The sequence below is a fragment of the Sphingomonas sp. CCH10-B3 genome, assembly GCF_001556185.1.
In the GTDB taxonomy this organism is placed as follows: domain Bacteria; phylum Pseudomonadota; class Alphaproteobacteria; order Sphingomonadales; family Sphingomonadaceae; genus Sphingomonas; species Sphingomonas aquatica.
This window is the reverse complement of sequence record NZ_LSIJ01000064.1, coordinates 1-14,346: the sequence shown is the minus strand read 5'-3', so window position 1 is coordinate 14,346 and position 14,346 is coordinate 1. Positions and strand designations below refer to the sequence as shown.

The following is a 14,346-nucleotide window of genomic DNA, read 5'->3' as shown; positions in this document are numbered from 1 at the left end:
GGATCGCCGGCGAGCCGCGCGCTGGAACGCCGGTCGGTCGGCGCGCTGCCGACGCATGGCGACACTGCCACCAACAATCACCCATTTGACTGAAATCAAGGGCGGGCAGCCGCCGCGGCGCCAAGGCCGATCCATCTGGCAAGAAGGGATCGGCCATGGAATCAAGGGTTACATGGGCTGGCGTGTGGATGGCGCTCGCCTTTGCGGCAGTCGGCTGCGTCGTGGTCGCGGCGGACTGGGGCTTTGCCGTCCATATGACGATCTGCGCGCTGGCCGGATTGATCGCCGCTTTCGCTACGATGCGGGACGCAGCGAACCCGCCTCGTCCGCTCGACACCGGCCGCTATGACGACCAGGTGATCCGCTGGGGCGTCATCGCCACGCTGTTCTGGGGCGTGGCGGGTTTTGCCGTCGGCCTGCTGATCGCGCTGCAACTGGCCTTCCCGGTGCTCAATTTCCCGACCGAATTCACCACCTTCGGCCGGTTGCGCCCGCTCCATACCTCGGCGGTGATTTTCGCGTTCGGCGGCAACGCGCTGCTCGCGTCGAGCTTCTACATCGTCCAGCGCACCTGCCGTGCGCGGCTGTTCATGCCGGGCCTCGCCCGCTTCGTGTTCTGGGGATACCAGCTGTTCATCGTGCTGGCCGCGACCGGCTATCTGATGGGGATTACCGAGGGCCGCGAATATGCCGAGCCCGAATGGTATGTCGACATCTGGCTGACGATCGTCTGGGTCAGCTATCTGGTCGTGTTCGGCGGCACGATCCTGAAGCGCAGCGAGCCGCACATCTATGTGGCGAACTGGTTCTTCCTCGCCTTCATCATTACCGTCGCGATGCTGCATCTGGTCAACAACCTGACCGTGCCGGTGTCGTTCCTCGGCTCCAAATCCTATTCGGCCTTCGCCGGGGTGCAGGATGCGCTGACCCAGTGGTGGTACGGCCATAATGCCGTCGGCTTCTTCCTGACCGCCGGGTTCCTCGGCATGATGTATTACTTCGTGCCCAAGCAGGCCGAGCGACCGGTCTATAGCTACCGACTGTCGATCGTGCACTTCTGGTCGCTGATCTTCCTCTACATTTGGGCGGGGCCGCACCACCTTCATTACACCGCGCTTCCCGACTGGGCGCAGACGCTCGGCATGGTCTTTTCGGTGATGCTGTGGATGCCGAGCTGGGGCGGCATGATCAACGGACTGATGACGCTCAACGGCGCGTGGGACAAGGTCCGCACCGATCCGATCATCCGCATGTTCGTGCTGTCGCTCGCTTTCTACGGGATGAGCACCTTCGAAGGGCCGATGATGTCGATCAAGTCGGTCAACAGCCTGTCGCATTACACCGACTGGACGATCGGCCATGTCCATTCGGGCGCGCTCGGGTGGAACGGCATGATCACCTTTGCCGCGCTCTATTTCATGACGCCACGGCTGTGGGGTCGCCAGCGGCTCTATTCGCTGCGAATGGTCAACTGGCACTTCTGGCTCGCGACGCTGGGGATCGTTCTCTACACCGCGTCGATGTGGGTGTCGGGGATCACCCAGGGCCTGCTGTGGCGCGAATATGGAGCCGACGGCTACCTCGTCTATTCCTTCGCCGAAGTCGTCGCCGCGCTGCACCCCTATTACCTGATCCGCGCAACCGGCGGCCTGCTCTACCTCGCCGGCGCCGTCGTGATGGTCGTCAACATCTGGATGACGATCGCCGGCAAGCTGCGCGACGAAGCGCCGCTGACCGAAACGCCGTTCGACGCGAGCCGCGACCGTCCGCTCGCGCCCGCCGCGCCGCTCGCCCCAGCCGAATAAGGAGCCGATGACATGGCCACAGGCATTCTCCACCGCCACAAGCTGATCGAGCGGCACGTGACGCTGCTCGGCGCGCTCGCGCTCGTCACCGTTGCGATCGGCGGCATCATCGAGATCGCGCCGCTGTTCTGGATCCAGTCGACCGTCACGCGTGTCGAAGGCGTCCGGCCCTATACCCCGCTCGAACTCGCGGGCCGGGATATCTATGTCCGTGAAGGCTGCTACGGCTGCCACAGCCAGATGGTTCGCCCGTTCCGCGACGAGGTCGAACGCTACGGCCACTACAGCCTGGCCGCCGAAAGCATGTACGACCATCCCTTCCAATGGGGGTCGAAGCGCACCGGACCTGACCTTGCCCGCGTCGGCGGCCGCTATTCGGACGAATGGCACGTCCAGCACCTGAAGAGCCCGCAAGCGGTGGTGCCGGAATCGATCATGCCACCCTATGCCTTCCTTGCCGAGCGCGAGCTCGACGGCAAGGCAATGGCCGCGCATCTGGTCGCGCTGCGCGACGTCGGCGTTCCCTATGACGACGACGCCATCAGGCAGGCAGCCGTCGATTTCGAGGTGCAGGCAACCGGCGAGGGCGATGTTGCCGCCCTCCAGAAGCGTTACCCCAAGGCGCAGGCCCGCGACTATGACGGCGACCCCAAGCGCGTCACCGAAATGGATGCGCTCGTCGCCTATCTGCAGGGGCTGGGCACGCAGGTCGATTTCAAGGCCGGCGAGCCGCAGGAGCAACGCAAATGACCTATGAAGCGCTACGCCAGTTCGCCGACAGCTGGGGGTTGCTGGCGACTGTCATCCTGTTCCTGACCTTGGCCGGCTGGCCGTTCCTGCCGCGCGCCGCCGCCGCGCATCGCCGTGCCGCCACGATGATCCTTGAAGATGAGGAAGCGACCAATGGCTGAGCAGCCGAACCGCATCGACGCCGCCACCGGCACCGGTTTTGTCGGTCATGAATGGGACGGCATCGAGGAACTCGACACGCCGATGCCGCGCTGGTGGCTCTATATCCTCTACGCCACGATCGTCTTCGCGATCGGCTATGTGGTGCTGTACCCTGCGATCCCGCTGGCGACGAATGCAACGAAGGGCACGCTGGGGTGGACCAGCCACGGCCAGCTCGCGGCGGAGCAGGCCGACGAAGCGCGCCGCAAGGGTCAGGTTCTCACCGCAATCGCCGCAACGCCCGCCGAGCAACTGCTGGCACGACCCGATCTGCTGCGCGCGGCGCAGGAGGGCGGGCGCGCCGCATTCAAGGTCAATTGCGTCCAGTGCCATGGATCGGGTGCAGCGGGCAGCAACGGCTATCCCAATCTCAACGACGACGACTGGCTGTGGGGCGGCGACCCGGCTTCGATCGAACAGACGATCACCCATGGCATCCGCCAGCCAGGCGATGACGCGACTCGCATGTCGCAGATGCCCGCTTTCGGCAAGGACGGCATCCTGAGCGCTGCACAGATCGGCGATGTCGTCAGCTATGTCCGCTTCATATCGAAGCAGGCGCCGATCTCGAGCGGGGCCAGACGCGGTCAACCGCTGTTCGCGACGAATTGCGCTGTCTGTCACGGCGACAACGGCACCGGAGGCCGCAGCGTCGGCGCCCCGAACCTGACCGACGCGATCTGGCTCTACGGTGGCGACCGCGCGGCGCTGACACAATCGATCACCAACGCGCGCTATGGCATCATGCCGGCGTGGGACACGCGGCTCAGCCCGGTCACCATCCGTATGCTGACGGCCTATGTCCACTCGCTCGGCGGCGGCGAAAAGGCCCCTGCGCCGGCACCCCAACCGATCGCGGCCAATGTCACACCCCGATGAACTGACCTATCAGGAGCCGTTCTTCGAAGCGCGGCGCAAGGTCTTTCCCAAGGCCGTCCATGGCCCGTTCCGGCGGCTGAAATGGGCGATCATGGCGGTGACGCTGACGATCTATTACGTCACGCCGTGGCTGCGATGGGACCGGGGCCCCTATGCGCCCGACCAGGCCGCGCTGGTCGATATCGCGCACCGCCGTTTCTACCTGTTCTCGATCGAGATCTGGCCGAACGAATTCTACTATGTCGCCGGCATGCTGATCATGGCGGGGATCGGCCTGTTCCTCGTCACGTCGGCCGTTGGGCGGGCATGGTGCGGCTATGCCTGTCCGCAGACGGTGTGGACCGACTTGTTCGTCCATGTCGAACGGCTGATCGACGGCGATCGCAACGCGCAGTTCCGGCTGCTGAAAGCACCTTGGGGACCGGGGAAGATCGCACGGCGCATCGCAAAGCATGCAATATGGCTTTTGATCGCCGCGGCGACCGGCGGCGCGTGGATCTTCTATTTCGCCGATGCGCCGACGCTCGCACGCCAGCTGTTCAGCGGCACCGCGCCCTTTGTCGCTTATGCAACGGTCGGTGTGCTGACCTTCACGACCTATACGCTCGGCGGGCTGATGCGCGAACAGGTGTGCATCTACATGTGCCCCTGGCCACGCATCCAGACCGCGCTTATGGACGAGCAGTCGCTCGGCGTCACCTACAAGGCATGGCGCGGCGAGCCCCGATCGCGCGGGCTGAAGCGCAGCCACGACCTGAGCGAGCTGGCCAGCGATCCCGATGCGCGGATTGGCGACTGCATCGACTGTAATGCCTGCGTGGCCGCCTGCCCGACCGGCATCGACATCCGCGAAGGGCCGCAGATCGGCTGCATCACCTGCGGCCTGTGCATCGATGCCTGCGACGAGATCATGGCCAAGGTCGGCCGGCCGCCGCGCCTGATCGGTTATTCGAGCGCGGCCGACGAAAAGGCCGTGCGCGAAGGACGTTCGCCGAAGCCGCCACTCAAGCGCCTGCTGCGCCCGCGCACCATTGCCTATTCGCTGGTTTGGGGAAGCATCGGTCTGGGCATGCTGTTCGTGCTCGGCAACCGGGCGCGGCTGGACCTGTCGATCGCGCAAGGCCGCAATCCCGAATGGGTGCGCCTTGCCGACGGCGCGATCCGCAACAGCTACACCGTCAAGATCCGCAACATGGAAACGCGCCCGCGCAATTTCCGCATCGGCATCGCCGGATTACCGAATGCGGTGTTGTGGCGCGAGACGGGCGCCCGGCAACAGGCCGCGCGCAGCATCGACCTGAGCGTCGCGCCCGATCAGGTACGCGCGGTCCAGCTGTTCGTCGCGGCACCTGCCGATGGCCCCGAGCGGGCCGCGCTCGATTTCACGCTGACGGCACGCGACGACGAGGGCGGGACCGTTACACGCTCGACCCGCTTCGACCGGCCTGAGCAAGAGGGAGATGACGAATGACCCAGCGCTTCACCGGCTGGCACATGCTGGCAATCATGCTCGCGGGCTTTGGCCTGGTCATCGCGGTGAATGTCGTCATGGCGCGCGCGGCGATCAGTACCTTCGGCGGCGAAGTTGTCGCCAACAGCTATGTCGCGAGCCAGCGCTACAATGACTGGCTGAAGGCCGCCGAGGCGCAGCGCGCGCTTGGCTGGCAAGTGCGGGCGGGTGCGGGCAGCGACCGCGTGCTGCACATTGCCGTTACCGATGCCAATGGCCAGCCGGTTGTGGGCGCGGTCACCGTGACCGCGCGGCATCCGCTGGGCCGAACGCCCGACCGGCGCATCGGCCTGCACGCGACCGCGCGCGACCATGTCAGCGACCGTGCGCTCCCCGCCGGTCGCTGGCTGCTACATGTGGATGTTCGTGCGCAGGGCCATCAAGCGCGCTTCGAAGCCGAAGTCGACGCATGACGAGCGTGACCCCTATCGTCGCTTCGGGCGAAGCTGCCGAGAGCCGGTTCGTCGTCGAAGGCATGCACTGCGCGGGGTGCATCGCACGGATCGAAAGCGCCCTTGCCCGGCTCGATGGCGTCGTGCAGGCGCGCGTCAATTTTGGCGCAAAGCTGGTCCGCGTCGTGCATCTGCCCGAAACCGACGATGCGGCGATCGAAGCCGCCATCGCCTCGCTCGGCTTCAAGGCGCATCTCGCCCGCGCCGCCGACGCCGAGCAGGGGCATGAGGAAAGCCGTCGGCTGATGAAGGCGATGGCGGTCGCGGGCTTTGCCGCGATGAACGTCATGCTGTTGTCGGTATCGGTCTGGGCCGGTGCCGATGGATCGACGCGCGACCTGTTTCACTGGCTGTCGGCAGTGATCGCGCTGCCCGCAATCGCCTATGCCGGGCAGCCCTTCTTTCGCAGCGCCTGGGCCGCGCTGCGCCATGGCCACACCAACATGGACGTGCCGATTTCGATCGGCGTCGTGCTGACCGCGGCGATGAGCCTCTATGAAACTGCGACCCACGGCGCGCACGCCTATTTCGACGGCGCGGTGATGCTGTTGTTCTTCCTGCTCGCCGGGCGCTTCCTTGACAGCATGATGCGCGCGCGGGCGCAGGATGGCGTCGCGGCGCTGCTGCGGCGCGTGCCCGCCGATGCCCTGGTGCTGCGCCCCGACGGCAGCACCGAACGGCGGCTCGCGACTGAAATCGCGCCAGGCATGCGCGTGCTGGTGGCGGCGGGCGAGCGGATCGGCGTCGATGGCCTAGTGGAAACAGGCGACGGCCATGTCGATCGTGCGCTCGTCTCAGGCGAAAGCGCGCCGGAGCGGGTCGCCGCGGGTGATACCGTCCTCGCCGGTACGATCTGCCTCGACGCGCTGCTCACGATCCGCGCGACGGCGGTGGGCACCGATACCGTCATCGCCGACATCGCCCGGCTGATGGAAAGCGCCGGACAAGGCAAATCGCGCTATGTCCGCATCGCCGATCGCGCCGCGCGGCTCTACGCGCCTGCGGTCCACAGCCTGGCGGCACTGACCGTGATCGGCTGGCTGATCGCCGGGGCGGGTATCCACGCGGCTGTAACGGCGGGCGTCGCGGTGCTGATCATCACTTGCCCCTGTGCGCTGGGACTGGCGGTGCCGATTGCGCAGGTGGTGGCGTCGGGCGCACTGCTGCGCGCTGGCGTGCTGATCAAGGACGGCTCCGCGCTCGAGCGGCTCGCCGAAGCCGACACCGCACTGCTCGACAAGACCGGTACGGTGACGCTGGCGCAGTTACGGCCGATCGCAGGCCTGCCCGAAGCCGCCGACGAGCGTGCCGCGCTCGCATCGCTGGCGCGGGCGAGCCGTCATCCGCATGCTCAGGCGATTGCCGCCGCGCTTGCGGACGCACCCGCCGTCGCGCTTGCCGATGTTGTCGAGCATGCCGGTCGCGGCGTCGCTGCCCGGATGGGCGGCGTTGCAGTGTTGCTGGGCAGTCCCAGCTGGCTCGGAATCGGCACCGACAGCGCCGATATCGTGACCGCATTCCGCATCGGCGAGCGCGCGCCTTGCCTGATCCGGCTGGCCGACACGCCGCGCACCGACGCTGCCCAAGCCACCGCTCGATTGAAGACGCTCGGCCTGCCGCCGGTGCTGCTGTCGGGCGATCGTGCTGCACCGGTCGCGGTGCTCGCGCGCCAGCTTGGCGTGACCGGCGTCGCCGGGGTGTCGCCTGCCGACAAATTCGCTTTCGTCGAGCGGCTGGGTACGCAAGGCAAGCGCGTGCTGATGGTCGGCGATGGCTTGAACGACGGCCCTGCGCTGAAACGCGCGCATGTCGCGATGGCCCCCGCCACCGCCAGCGACGTCGGCCAGCTGGCCGCCGATCTGGTGTTCTTTGGCGACCGACTTGGCCCAGTGCCCTCCGCCGTCGTCGCCGCGCGACGGACGATGGCGGTTGTCCGCCAGAATTTCGCGCTGGCGATCGGCTACAACGTGCTGGCGGTGCCGCTGGCGATGGCGGGCTATGTCACGCCGCTGATCGCCGCGCTGGCGATGTCGGGATCGTCGCTGATTGTCGTCGCCAATGCGCTGCGCCTGCGGGGGTGTGCGCGATGACCGGCATCGCCTTCCTGCTGCCGATTGCGTTGGGGTTGGGGCTGCTGGGGCTCGCGGCGTTCTTCTGGGCGGCGCGGTCGGGCCAGTTCGAGGATCTGGACGGCGCCGCGCTGCGCGTGCTGATCGACGAAGACGAATAGCGGCGACACCCAGCAAAAAGGGGCGGGCATCGCTGCCCGCCCCCCACGACATGCTGGCGTCAGCCCCTTTCCTAAAGCCGCATGCCGATGCCGACCCCGACGATGATCGGGCTGATCCGCGTGCGCACCGTCTGCGTCCCGAGCGCGGTGGTGTAGATCGTCGCGCGCGGGCTCATGTCGATGTATTTCGCGTCGAGGTTCAGGAAAAAGCGCTTGCTGATGTCGATGTCGACACCGCCCTGCAGCGCATAACCGACACTGTCGTTGATATGGACCCGCGTCGGGCCGACCGCGCTGGTCAGCTCGGGCGTCGCTTTCTCGTTCCAGAAAACGGTATAATTGATGCCGGCGCCCAGATAGGGCCGCACCTTGCCTTTCGAGTTGAAGTGATATTGCGCCGTCAGCGTCGGCGGCAGCACCCAGGTTTCGACGACCCGGCCCAGCCCGGCGGTAACGCCCGCCTTGCCATGCGCCGAATGTTTGGTGGTGGCGGCGATCAGCTCGAAGCCGATGTGATCGGTCGCCATCCAGGTCACGTCGATCTCGGGCGCGAAGGAATCGCCAATGCGCAGCCGATCGCCCGGCAGCGTCGGCAGGATGCCGTCCGATGTGCCATTGGGCGCGACCCAGATGCCGCGCACGCGCAGCAGCACGTCGTGCGCCTTCAGCCCCTCGCCTTCCCTGGCGGCGGCCGGTGCGGCGGCGATGACAGCCATCGCTGCCAGCGCAACCATTGGAACCTTGTGTTTCATCTAACGTCCCCTTTGTTGTTGCTGGGACGGAATTATTCGGCAGCAACCGCACCGGCTTTGACCGGCGTCAACTAATGCTGCTGCGCTTCATGCAATCACCCTTGCATGTGGTCATATTATCCCGATCTGCTGAGCCAGCCGGTGCCGCGCTACACCAGCTTTCCGACCGCCGCCGAATTCGGTGAAGGCGTGGGCCCCGCCGACATGACAGCGGCGCTTGGCGGCCTCGCGCCCGCCACGCCGGTGTCGCTTTACCTGCATGTGCCATATTGCCACGAGCTGTGCTGGTATTGCGGCTGCAACACGGGTGCTGCCAACCGCACCCAGCGAGTTCAGGCCTATCTGCAGCGGCTGGGCGAGGAGATTGATCTGGTCGGTGCAGCGCTGGGCGAGCGCGGCGTGGTCCGGCGGATCGCCTGGGGCGGCGGCAGCCCCAACGCGCTTGCGCCCGAGGACTTCGACGCGCTGATGCTGCGCCTGTCGCGCGCCTTCCGCCTCGACAATCCGACGATTTCGGTCGAGGTCGATCCGCGCGGCTTCGACTGGCCATGGGCAGCCGCGATCAGCCGCAATGGCGTCAGCCGCGTCAGCCTGGGCGTGCAGACGTTCGAGCCCGATATCCAGGCGGCGATCGGCCGCGTCCAGCCGACCGAAATGATCGCTTGCGTCACGGCGCGGCTGCGCGCGGCGGGCGTCCGCTCGCTCAATTTCGACCTGATGTATGGCCTTCCCAACCAGTCGATCGCGAGCCTTGCCGCAACGCTCGATACCGCGCTCGATCTGCGGCCAGATCGCATCGCTGTGTTCGGCTATGCGCATGTCCCGCACCTTGTGCCGCGCCAGCGCCGGATAGACGCATCGGCGCTGCCCGATCAGTTCACGCGCTTTGCCCAGGCCGAATATGCGTTCGAGCGGCTGACGCGAAACGGCTATGTGCCGATCGGCTTCGACCATTTTGCGCTGCCCGGCGATGACATTGCCCGGGCTGCGCAGTCCGGCCGGCTGCGCCGCAACTTTCAGGGCTTTACCGAGGATCAAGCCGATGTCCTGATCGGCCTTGGCGCCTCGGCGATCAGCAGCTTTCCCCATCTGCTGCTGCAAAATGAAAAGAACGCCGGGCGCTATCACCTGCGCATTGCCAATCGCCAGTTCGCGATCGAACGCGGGATCCGCCGATCGGGGGCCGATCAACGCCATGGTCAGGCGATCGAGCAGCTGCTGTGTCAAGGCTATGCGCGGACGGCCGGGCTCGCCGATGTCGATGTCATCCGCGCGCGGCTGGCATTGTTCGTCGATGCCGGGCTGGCGCGCTGGGACGCCGACCGGCTGACCATTTTGGACGGCGGACTGCCTTATGCACGCACAATCGCCGCGCAATTCGACCCCTATCGCCATGCCGCCGAACCGCGATTCAGCAGTGCGGTCTAGTCCGATGCTGGCGCGACTGGCCTTTGCGTTGGCGGCGATCGAGTTGGCGGCAGCACCCGTCATGCCGGCGATCGGCGCGAGCGATAAAACGGCTCTGGTTATCCCGGTTTGCGGGAGCCCCGGCCATACGATCACGGTGCCGGTCAAGGGCAAGCACGAGGCTCCTGCCCGCGACTGTCCGTCCGCATGCCATGCCCTGTGCGCCCGGCGGCTCGGTGAAGACAACGACAGCGAAGGGTAGCGGCGCGCTGCCTCAGTCCGTAACGGGGCGCATCGGCAAGAATGTCGGCGACACCCGGTACACTGGCAATGCCAGCGCTTTCCGCTGTGCGATCGGAACCGCGTTATCGGATTGAACGGCGGCAAACGCGGCGGTGGCCACGAACAGGCATGGGACAATACGATTATTGACCAGCCCGCACGTTCAGCTTCGAAGCCCGTCCCCCTCAGGATTGCAGCGTCCGATGGCGAAGGACTCCGTCGCATGTGTGCGGCTCGGCAAACACGACAACACTAAAGGAGCGATATTGGTAGGCACTTACCAATGATAGAACTCATCCAGCGAGTTCAGGATTTGATGGCGGAGACGGAGGGATTCGAACCCTCGGTACCGCTAATCGCAGTACGGCGGTTTAGCAAACCGCTGGTTTCAGCCACTCACCCACGTCTCCGGACTGGCGGCAAGCGGCGGCTATAGCCGTGCCCGCCGTCCGCTTCAACCGTCAGTTCGATTCGGTCGGGCGTGAAATCGACTCGCACTGTCGCCATGCGGTTGCGCGCCAGAGTCACCGCGCGCTACCGTCTACCGCGCACAGCGAAGGGGTTGGCAAGATGGGAAAATTCACCGGCTGGATGGGCCTGGCATTGCTGCTCGCCCCGATCGGATCGGTACCGGGCGCAGCGCAAGTACGAACCGTCGACCCCAATACCGCGATCGACAGCGATCTGGCGCGTCCGCAAAGCAATGTCGCGACTCCGCCGCCACCGCCCGTCTCGGCGAGCGATACGCCGCGCTATGAAACCGATCCGGCGGCGCCGGTGCAAAACACTCCCCCGCCGCCCGCCGATCGGGCGACCGGCGCCACGGTTGCGGCATCGACCTATCAGCGCAAGGATTTGCTGAGCGCGGGCGAGCGCGTGTTCGGCAAGGGCGCACAGGGGCTGGCCGGCATTCTTGAAAAGATCTTGCGCGACCAGGGTGAGCCCAACGCCTATATCGCTGGTCGCGAGGCATCGGGCGCGTTCATCGTCGGGCTGCGCTATGGCTCGGGCATCCTGTCGCACCGCATCGAAGGCGATCGGCCGATCTATTGGACCGGGCCGTCGGTGGGATTCGATCTCGGCGGCAACGCGTCCAAAGTGTTCGTGCTGGTCTATAACCTCTATGATTCACAGGAAATCTATCGGCGCTTTCCCGAAGGCGAAGGTCACCTCTATTTCGTCGGCGGCTTTTCGGCGACCTATCTGCGCAGCGGTAACAAAGTGTTGATCCCGATCCGGCTTGGCGTTGGCGCCCGCGCGGGCGTCAACATCGGTTATATGAAGTTCAGCCAGAAGGCGCGCTGGCAGCCGTTCTGATGCCCGCCGAGGGCAGCGCCCGCACGATCGCGCGCGTGGTCCTGGCCACTGCCTTTTTCGCGGCCGGCGTGCTCCATCTGGTGGCGCCGGGCGGGTTCATCGCCATCACGCCGGCATGGGTGCCCTTCGCGCGCGAAGTGATTGCGATCACCGGCATTTGCGAGATACTGGGTGCGCTCGCGCTGCTGGTGCCGCGGCTTCGGCGTGTCGCGGGCATCATGCTCGCGCTCTATGCGCTCTGCGTTTTCCCGGCGAACATCAAACACGCCGTCGATGGCGTCGCGATCGGCGGGGTCGTGCTCGGGCCCGCGTATCATGTGCCGCGGCTGCTGTTTCAGCCGGTGATCATCTGGTGGGCGCTGTGGGCAGGCGCGGTGATCGACTGGCCGATGCGCCGCCAAGCCCGGCATCAATCCTGATCGACCAGCCGCCAGCCGAGCGTCTCGCCCGCGTGGAAAGGGATGATGTCGGCGCCCGCTGCCTCCAGCCGTTCAGGAACGACGATGGGGGCCTGTTCGAGCGTGATCATGCTCTCGTTGAGCGGCAGGCCGTAGAAGCGCGGCCCGTTTTCGGAAGCAAATGCCTCAAGCCGATCGAGCGCGCCCTCAGCTTCGAACACCGCCGCATAGCTTTCGATCGCGAAGGGTGCGTTGAAAATGCCGGCGCAACCGCAGGCCGATTCCTTGGCCGAAGCGAGATGCGGCGCGCTGTCGGTGCCGAGGAAGAAGCTCGCCTCGCCCGAGGTGGCTGCTGCGCGCAGTGCAAGCCGATGCACCTCGCGCTTGGCGACGGGCAGGCAATAGGCGTGCGGCCGGATGCCACCGTCGAACATCGCATTGCGGTTGATGTGCAGATGCTGCGGCGTGATGGTCGCTGCCACCTGCGGACCGCTGGCCCGCACGAAAGCCACGGCATCGGCGGTGGTGATATGCTCGAAGACGATCTTCAGGGCCGGAAAATCCGCCACCAGCCGCATGAGCACGCGATCGATGAACGCCGCTTCACGGTCGAAAATATCGACGCTGGGATCCGTGACTTCGCCGTGGACGAGCAGCGGCATGCCGATGCGCTCCATCGTTTCGAATACGGGGGCAAGCGCGGCAATGTCGGTCACCCCGTGCGCCGAGCCCGTCGTGGCATGCGCGGGATAGAGTTTGCAGGCCGTGAAGATGCCGTTGGCGAACCCGGCTTCGATATCGGCAGGGTCGGCGGCATCGGTGAGATAGCATGTCATCAGCGGCGTGAAGTCGGTGCCTGGCGCGAGAGCGGCGACGATACGCTCGTGATAGGCAGCGGCGGCGGCTGCACTGGTCACCGGCGGCGACAGATTGGGCATCACGATCGCGCGCGCGAACTGACGCGCGGTATAGCCGACGACCGACGCCAACATCGCGCCGTCGCGGAGATGGACATGCCAATCGTCGGGACGGCGTAGCTTGAGGCGGCGGGGGACTTGGGATTCCATCGCTTCCGTCCTAGCTAGAGGGCATGATCGAGGAAAGCCCCCCAGCGCGCGGCGCAACGATGCTGGCCGACCGGGCCGTGTTGCAACTCTCCGGTGACGGGGTTCGTGACTTTCTGCAAGGACTGGTGACGCAGGACGTGGCGCTGGTCGCGCCTGGCCGCCCGGTCTGGGGTGGATTGCTCACGCCGCAAGGCAAGGCGCTGTTCGATTTCATCCTGTGGGACGGCAAGGATGGCGGTGCGGACGGCGCGATCCTGATCGATTGCGAAGCCGATCGAGCCGATGCACTGGTGCGGCGGCTCGGCATGTACCGGCTCCGGCGAGCGATTGCGATTGAGCGGACATCGCTTGCCGCTCACTGGGCGATCGGCACCACCGATGGAGTGGACGATCCGCGGCTTGCCCAACTCGGTCGGCGCTGGCTTGGTGCGCCGGGTGACGCGACCAGCAGCTGGCTGGCGCACCGACTGGCGCTTGGAGTGACCGAGGGGGTCAGCGAGCTCGGCGACGGCGAAACTCTGTGGCTCGAATGCAATGCGCGCGAGCTGAACGGCGTCAGTTTCACAAAGGGTTGTTACATCGGCCAGGAGAATACCGCGCGGATGCATCACCGCGCGAAAGTGAACCGGCGACTGGTGGTGACGCCGATCGGCCCTGTCGGCGAACGGACCCGCGCACGCTATGAAGCGCTCGGGCTGATGGTCGAACTGCGCCGGGCCGAGGCACTCGGCGATGCGCTTATACCCGGCTGGCTCGCCGGGGCACTCGTCGAGGACTGAAGTAGCCGATCGCCGATCGCACTGTCGCACTGTCGTACGAGGCAACAAAAAGGGGAGGCCGACCGAAGTCGACCTCCCCTATTTTGTAACCGTGACTAAGGCTTAGTTGCCCGAGCCCGGCCCGTAGGTGATTTCCACGCGACGGTTCTGCACTTCACGAACGCCATCGGCGGTCTGAACGCGCAGCTTGGTGGGGTCTTCACCAAATGCCGAGGTGGTGATCACGCCTTCGGGGATCGAGTGCGAGCTGAAGTACGCCTTCACCGCGTCGGCGCGACGCTGCGACAGGCCAATATTGTACTTCGGCGTACCCGAGCGGTCGGTGAAGCCCGCAAGCATCACCTGCGCTTGGCCGCAGTTGCCATAAGCCGCGATCGCATTGTCGAGGATCGACGCTGCTTCAGTCGTGATGTCCGACTTGTTGAAGTCGAAGAACACGATGAACGGACCGGGCTGGCAAACCGCTGCCGGCGGCGGCGGCGGAGGTGCGGGTTCAGCCGGCGGCGGGGGCGGCGGC

At 66.0% G+C, this 14,346-nt stretch carries 16 protein-coding genes and 1 tRNA gene; 13 read left to right on the top strand and 4 right to left on the bottom strand.

Annotated features, from left to right (window positions below):
* Positions 1-155 precede the first annotated feature (155 nt).
* The 8 genes from ccoN to ccoS are packed head-to-tail and all read left to right on the top strand — an operon-like array spanning position 156 to position 7,827.
* Complete coding sequence (gene ccoN, locus AX672_RS11195) at positions 156-1,805, top strand: cytochrome-c oxidase, cbb3-type subunit I (RefSeq protein ID WP_066651416.1); 1,650 nt, start codon at positions 156-158, stop codon at positions 1,803-1,805.
* Positions 1,806-1,817: 12 nt separating this feature from the next.
* Positions 1,818-2,555, top strand: coding sequence for a cytochrome-c oxidase, cbb3-type subunit II (gene ccoO, locus AX672_RS11190; protein ID WP_066651414.1), 738 nt, complete (start codon positions 1,818-1,820; stop codon positions 2,553-2,555).
* The gene (locus tag AX672_RS11185) at positions 2,552-2,716 is read left to right on the top strand and encodes a cbb3-type cytochrome c oxidase subunit 3 (RefSeq protein ID WP_066651412.1); all 165 of its coding nucleotides are present in this window, start codon (positions 2,552-2,554) and stop codon (positions 2,714-2,716) included. Before ccoO ends, AX672_RS11185 begins: the two co-directional genes overlap by 4 nt.
* Positions 2,709-3,635, top strand: a complete 927-nt coding sequence (gene ccoP, locus AX672_RS11180; RefSeq protein ID WP_066651409.1) for a cytochrome-c oxidase, cbb3-type subunit III — start codon at positions 2,709-2,711, stop codon at positions 3,633-3,635. The genes AX672_RS11185 and ccoP overlap by 8 nt, the downstream gene beginning before the upstream one ends.
* Positions 3,619-5,106, top strand: coding sequence for a cytochrome c oxidase accessory protein CcoG (ccoG, locus tag AX672_RS11175; protein ID WP_066651408.1), 1,488 nt, complete (start codon positions 3,619-3,621; stop codon positions 5,104-5,106). Before ccoP ends, ccoG begins: the two co-directional genes overlap by 17 nt.
* Positions 5,103-5,558: a FixH family protein gene (locus AX672_RS11170; protein WP_066651407.1), complete on the top strand. Its 456-nt coding sequence runs from the start codon at positions 5,103-5,105 to the stop codon at positions 5,556-5,558. The genes ccoG and AX672_RS11170 overlap by 4 nt, the downstream gene beginning before the upstream one ends.
* Positions 5,555-7,687, top strand: coding sequence for a heavy metal translocating P-type ATPase (locus AX672_RS11165; protein WP_066651405.1), 2,133 nt, complete (start codon positions 5,555-5,557; stop codon positions 7,685-7,687). Before AX672_RS11170 ends, AX672_RS11165 begins: the two co-directional genes overlap by 4 nt.
* Positions 7,684-7,827 carry a cbb3-type cytochrome oxidase assembly protein CcoS gene (gene ccoS / locus AX672_RS11160; RefSeq protein WP_066651560.1) on the top strand — a complete coding sequence of 48 codons (144 nt, stop codon included), beginning with the start codon at positions 7,684-7,686 and terminating at the stop codon, positions 7,825-7,827. Before AX672_RS11165 ends, ccoS begins: the two co-directional genes overlap by 4 nt.
* Before the next feature lie 71 nt (positions 7,828-7,898).
* On the opposite strand, the gene AX672_RS11155 is transcribed toward ccoS, so the two are convergent.
* Positions 7,899-8,579: an OmpW/AlkL family protein gene (locus AX672_RS11155; RefSeq protein WP_066651403.1), complete on the bottom strand. Its 681-nt coding sequence runs from the start codon at positions 8,577-8,579 to the stop codon at positions 7,899-7,901.
* Positions 8,580-8,684: 105 nt separating this feature from the next.
* On the opposite strand from AX672_RS11155, the gene hemN reads away from it, so the two are divergent.
* Positions 8,685-10,007: an oxygen-independent coproporphyrinogen III oxidase gene (gene hemN / locus AX672_RS11150; RefSeq protein WP_066651401.1), complete on the top strand. Its 1,323-nt coding sequence runs from the start codon at positions 8,685-8,687 to the stop codon at positions 10,005-10,007.
* A 4-nt stretch (positions 10,008-10,011) separates the two neighbouring features.
* Complete coding sequence (locus AX672_RS11145; protein ID WP_066651396.1) at positions 10,012-10,248, top strand: hypothetical protein; 237 nt, start codon at positions 10,012-10,014, stop codon at positions 10,246-10,248.
* Between the two features lie 337 nt (positions 10,249-10,585).
* On the opposite strand, the gene AX672_RS11140 is transcribed toward AX672_RS11145, so the two are convergent.
* Positions 10,586-10,678: transfer RNA gene (locus AX672_RS11140), tRNA-Ser, on the bottom strand.
* Between the two features lie 160 nt (positions 10,679-10,838).
* Here AX672_RS11140 and AX672_RS11135 point away from each other — a divergent pair.
* Together AX672_RS11135 and AX672_RS11130 are read left to right on the top strand one after the other, a co-directional pair.
* Entirely contained in the window at positions 10,839-11,585 is a 747-nt protein-coding gene (locus AX672_RS11135) for a DUF1134 domain-containing protein (protein WP_082730520.1), read from the top strand.
* Complete coding sequence (locus AX672_RS11130; RefSeq protein ID WP_066651394.1) at positions 11,585-12,004, top strand: DoxX family protein; 420 nt, start codon at positions 11,585-11,587, stop codon at positions 12,002-12,004. Before AX672_RS11135 ends, AX672_RS11130 begins: the two co-directional genes overlap by 1 nt.
* On the opposite strand, the gene pyrC is transcribed toward AX672_RS11130, so the two are convergent.
* A complete protein-coding gene (pyrC, locus tag AX672_RS11125) occupies positions 11,995-13,050 on the bottom strand; it encodes a dihydroorotase (protein WP_066651392.1) in 1,056 nt (351 codons plus the stop codon). The two genes, AX672_RS11130 and pyrC, sit on opposite strands and share 10 nt — an antisense overlap.
* 23 nt (positions 13,051-13,073) lie before the next feature.
* On the opposite strand from pyrC, the gene ygfZ reads away from it, so the two are divergent.
* Positions 13,074-13,829 carry a CAF17-like 4Fe-4S cluster assembly/insertion protein YgfZ gene (ygfZ, locus tag AX672_RS11120; protein ID WP_066651390.1) on the top strand — a complete coding sequence of 252 codons (756 nt, stop codon included), beginning with the start codon at positions 13,074-13,076 and terminating at the stop codon, positions 13,827-13,829.
* A gap of 102 nt (positions 13,830-13,931) precedes the next feature.
* Here the strand turns inward: ygfZ and AX672_RS11115 are convergent.
* On the bottom strand, positions 13,932-14,346 hold a 415-nt coding region (locus AX672_RS11115; RefSeq protein WP_168727450.1), incomplete at its 5' end, for an OmpA family protein.

Bases quoted from the DNA above. Each gene is read 5' to 3' on its own strand.
- ccoN (WP_066651416.1), top strand. From the start codon at position 156: ATGGAATCAAGGGTTACATGGGCTGGCGTGTGGATGGCGCTCGCCTTT.
- ccoO (WP_066651414.1), top strand. From the start codon at position 1,818: ATGGCCACAGGCATTCTCCACCGCCACAAGCTGATCGAGCGGCACGTG.
- AX672_RS11185 (WP_066651412.1), top strand. From the start codon at position 2,552: ATGACCTATGAAGCGCTACGCCAGTTCGCCGACAGCTGGGGGTTGCTG.
- ccoP (WP_066651409.1), top strand. From the start codon at position 2,709: ATGGCTGAGCAGCCGAACCGCATCGACGCCGCCACCGGCACCGGTTTT.
- ccoG (WP_066651408.1), top strand. From the start codon at position 3,619: ATGTCACACCCCGATGAACTGACCTATCAGGAGCCGTTCTTCGAAGCG.
- AX672_RS11170 (WP_066651407.1), top strand. From the start codon at position 5,103: ATGACCCAGCGCTTCACCGGCTGGCACATGCTGGCAATCATGCTCGCG.
- AX672_RS11165 (WP_066651405.1), top strand. From the start codon at position 5,555: ATGACGAGCGTGACCCCTATCGTCGCTTCGGGCGAAGCTGCCGAGAGC.
- ccoS (WP_066651560.1), top strand. From the start codon at position 7,684: ATGACCGGCATCGCCTTCCTGCTGCCGATTGCGTTGGGGTTGGGGCTG.
- AX672_RS11155 (WP_066651403.1), bottom strand. From the start codon at position 8,579: ATGAAACACAAGGTTCCAATGGTTGCGCTGGCAGCGATGGCTGTCATC.
- hemN (WP_066651401.1), top strand. From the start codon at position 8,685: ATGTGGTCATATTATCCCGATCTGCTGAGCCAGCCGGTGCCGCGCTAC.
- AX672_RS11145 (WP_066651396.1), top strand. From the start codon at position 10,012: ATGCTGGCGCGACTGGCCTTTGCGTTGGCGGCGATCGAGTTGGCGGCA.
- AX672_RS11135 (WP_082730520.1), top strand. From the start codon at position 10,839: ATGGGAAAATTCACCGGCTGGATGGGCCTGGCATTGCTGCTCGCCCCG.
- AX672_RS11130 (WP_066651394.1), top strand. From the start codon at position 11,585: ATGCCCGCCGAGGGCAGCGCCCGCACGATCGCGCGCGTGGTCCTGGCC.
- pyrC (WP_066651392.1), bottom strand. From the start codon at position 13,050: ATGGAATCCCAAGTCCCCCGCCGCCTCAAGCTACGCCGTCCCGACGAT.
- ygfZ (WP_066651390.1), top strand. From the start codon at position 13,074: ATGATCGAGGAAAGCCCCCCAGCGCGCGGCGCAACGATGCTGGCCGAC.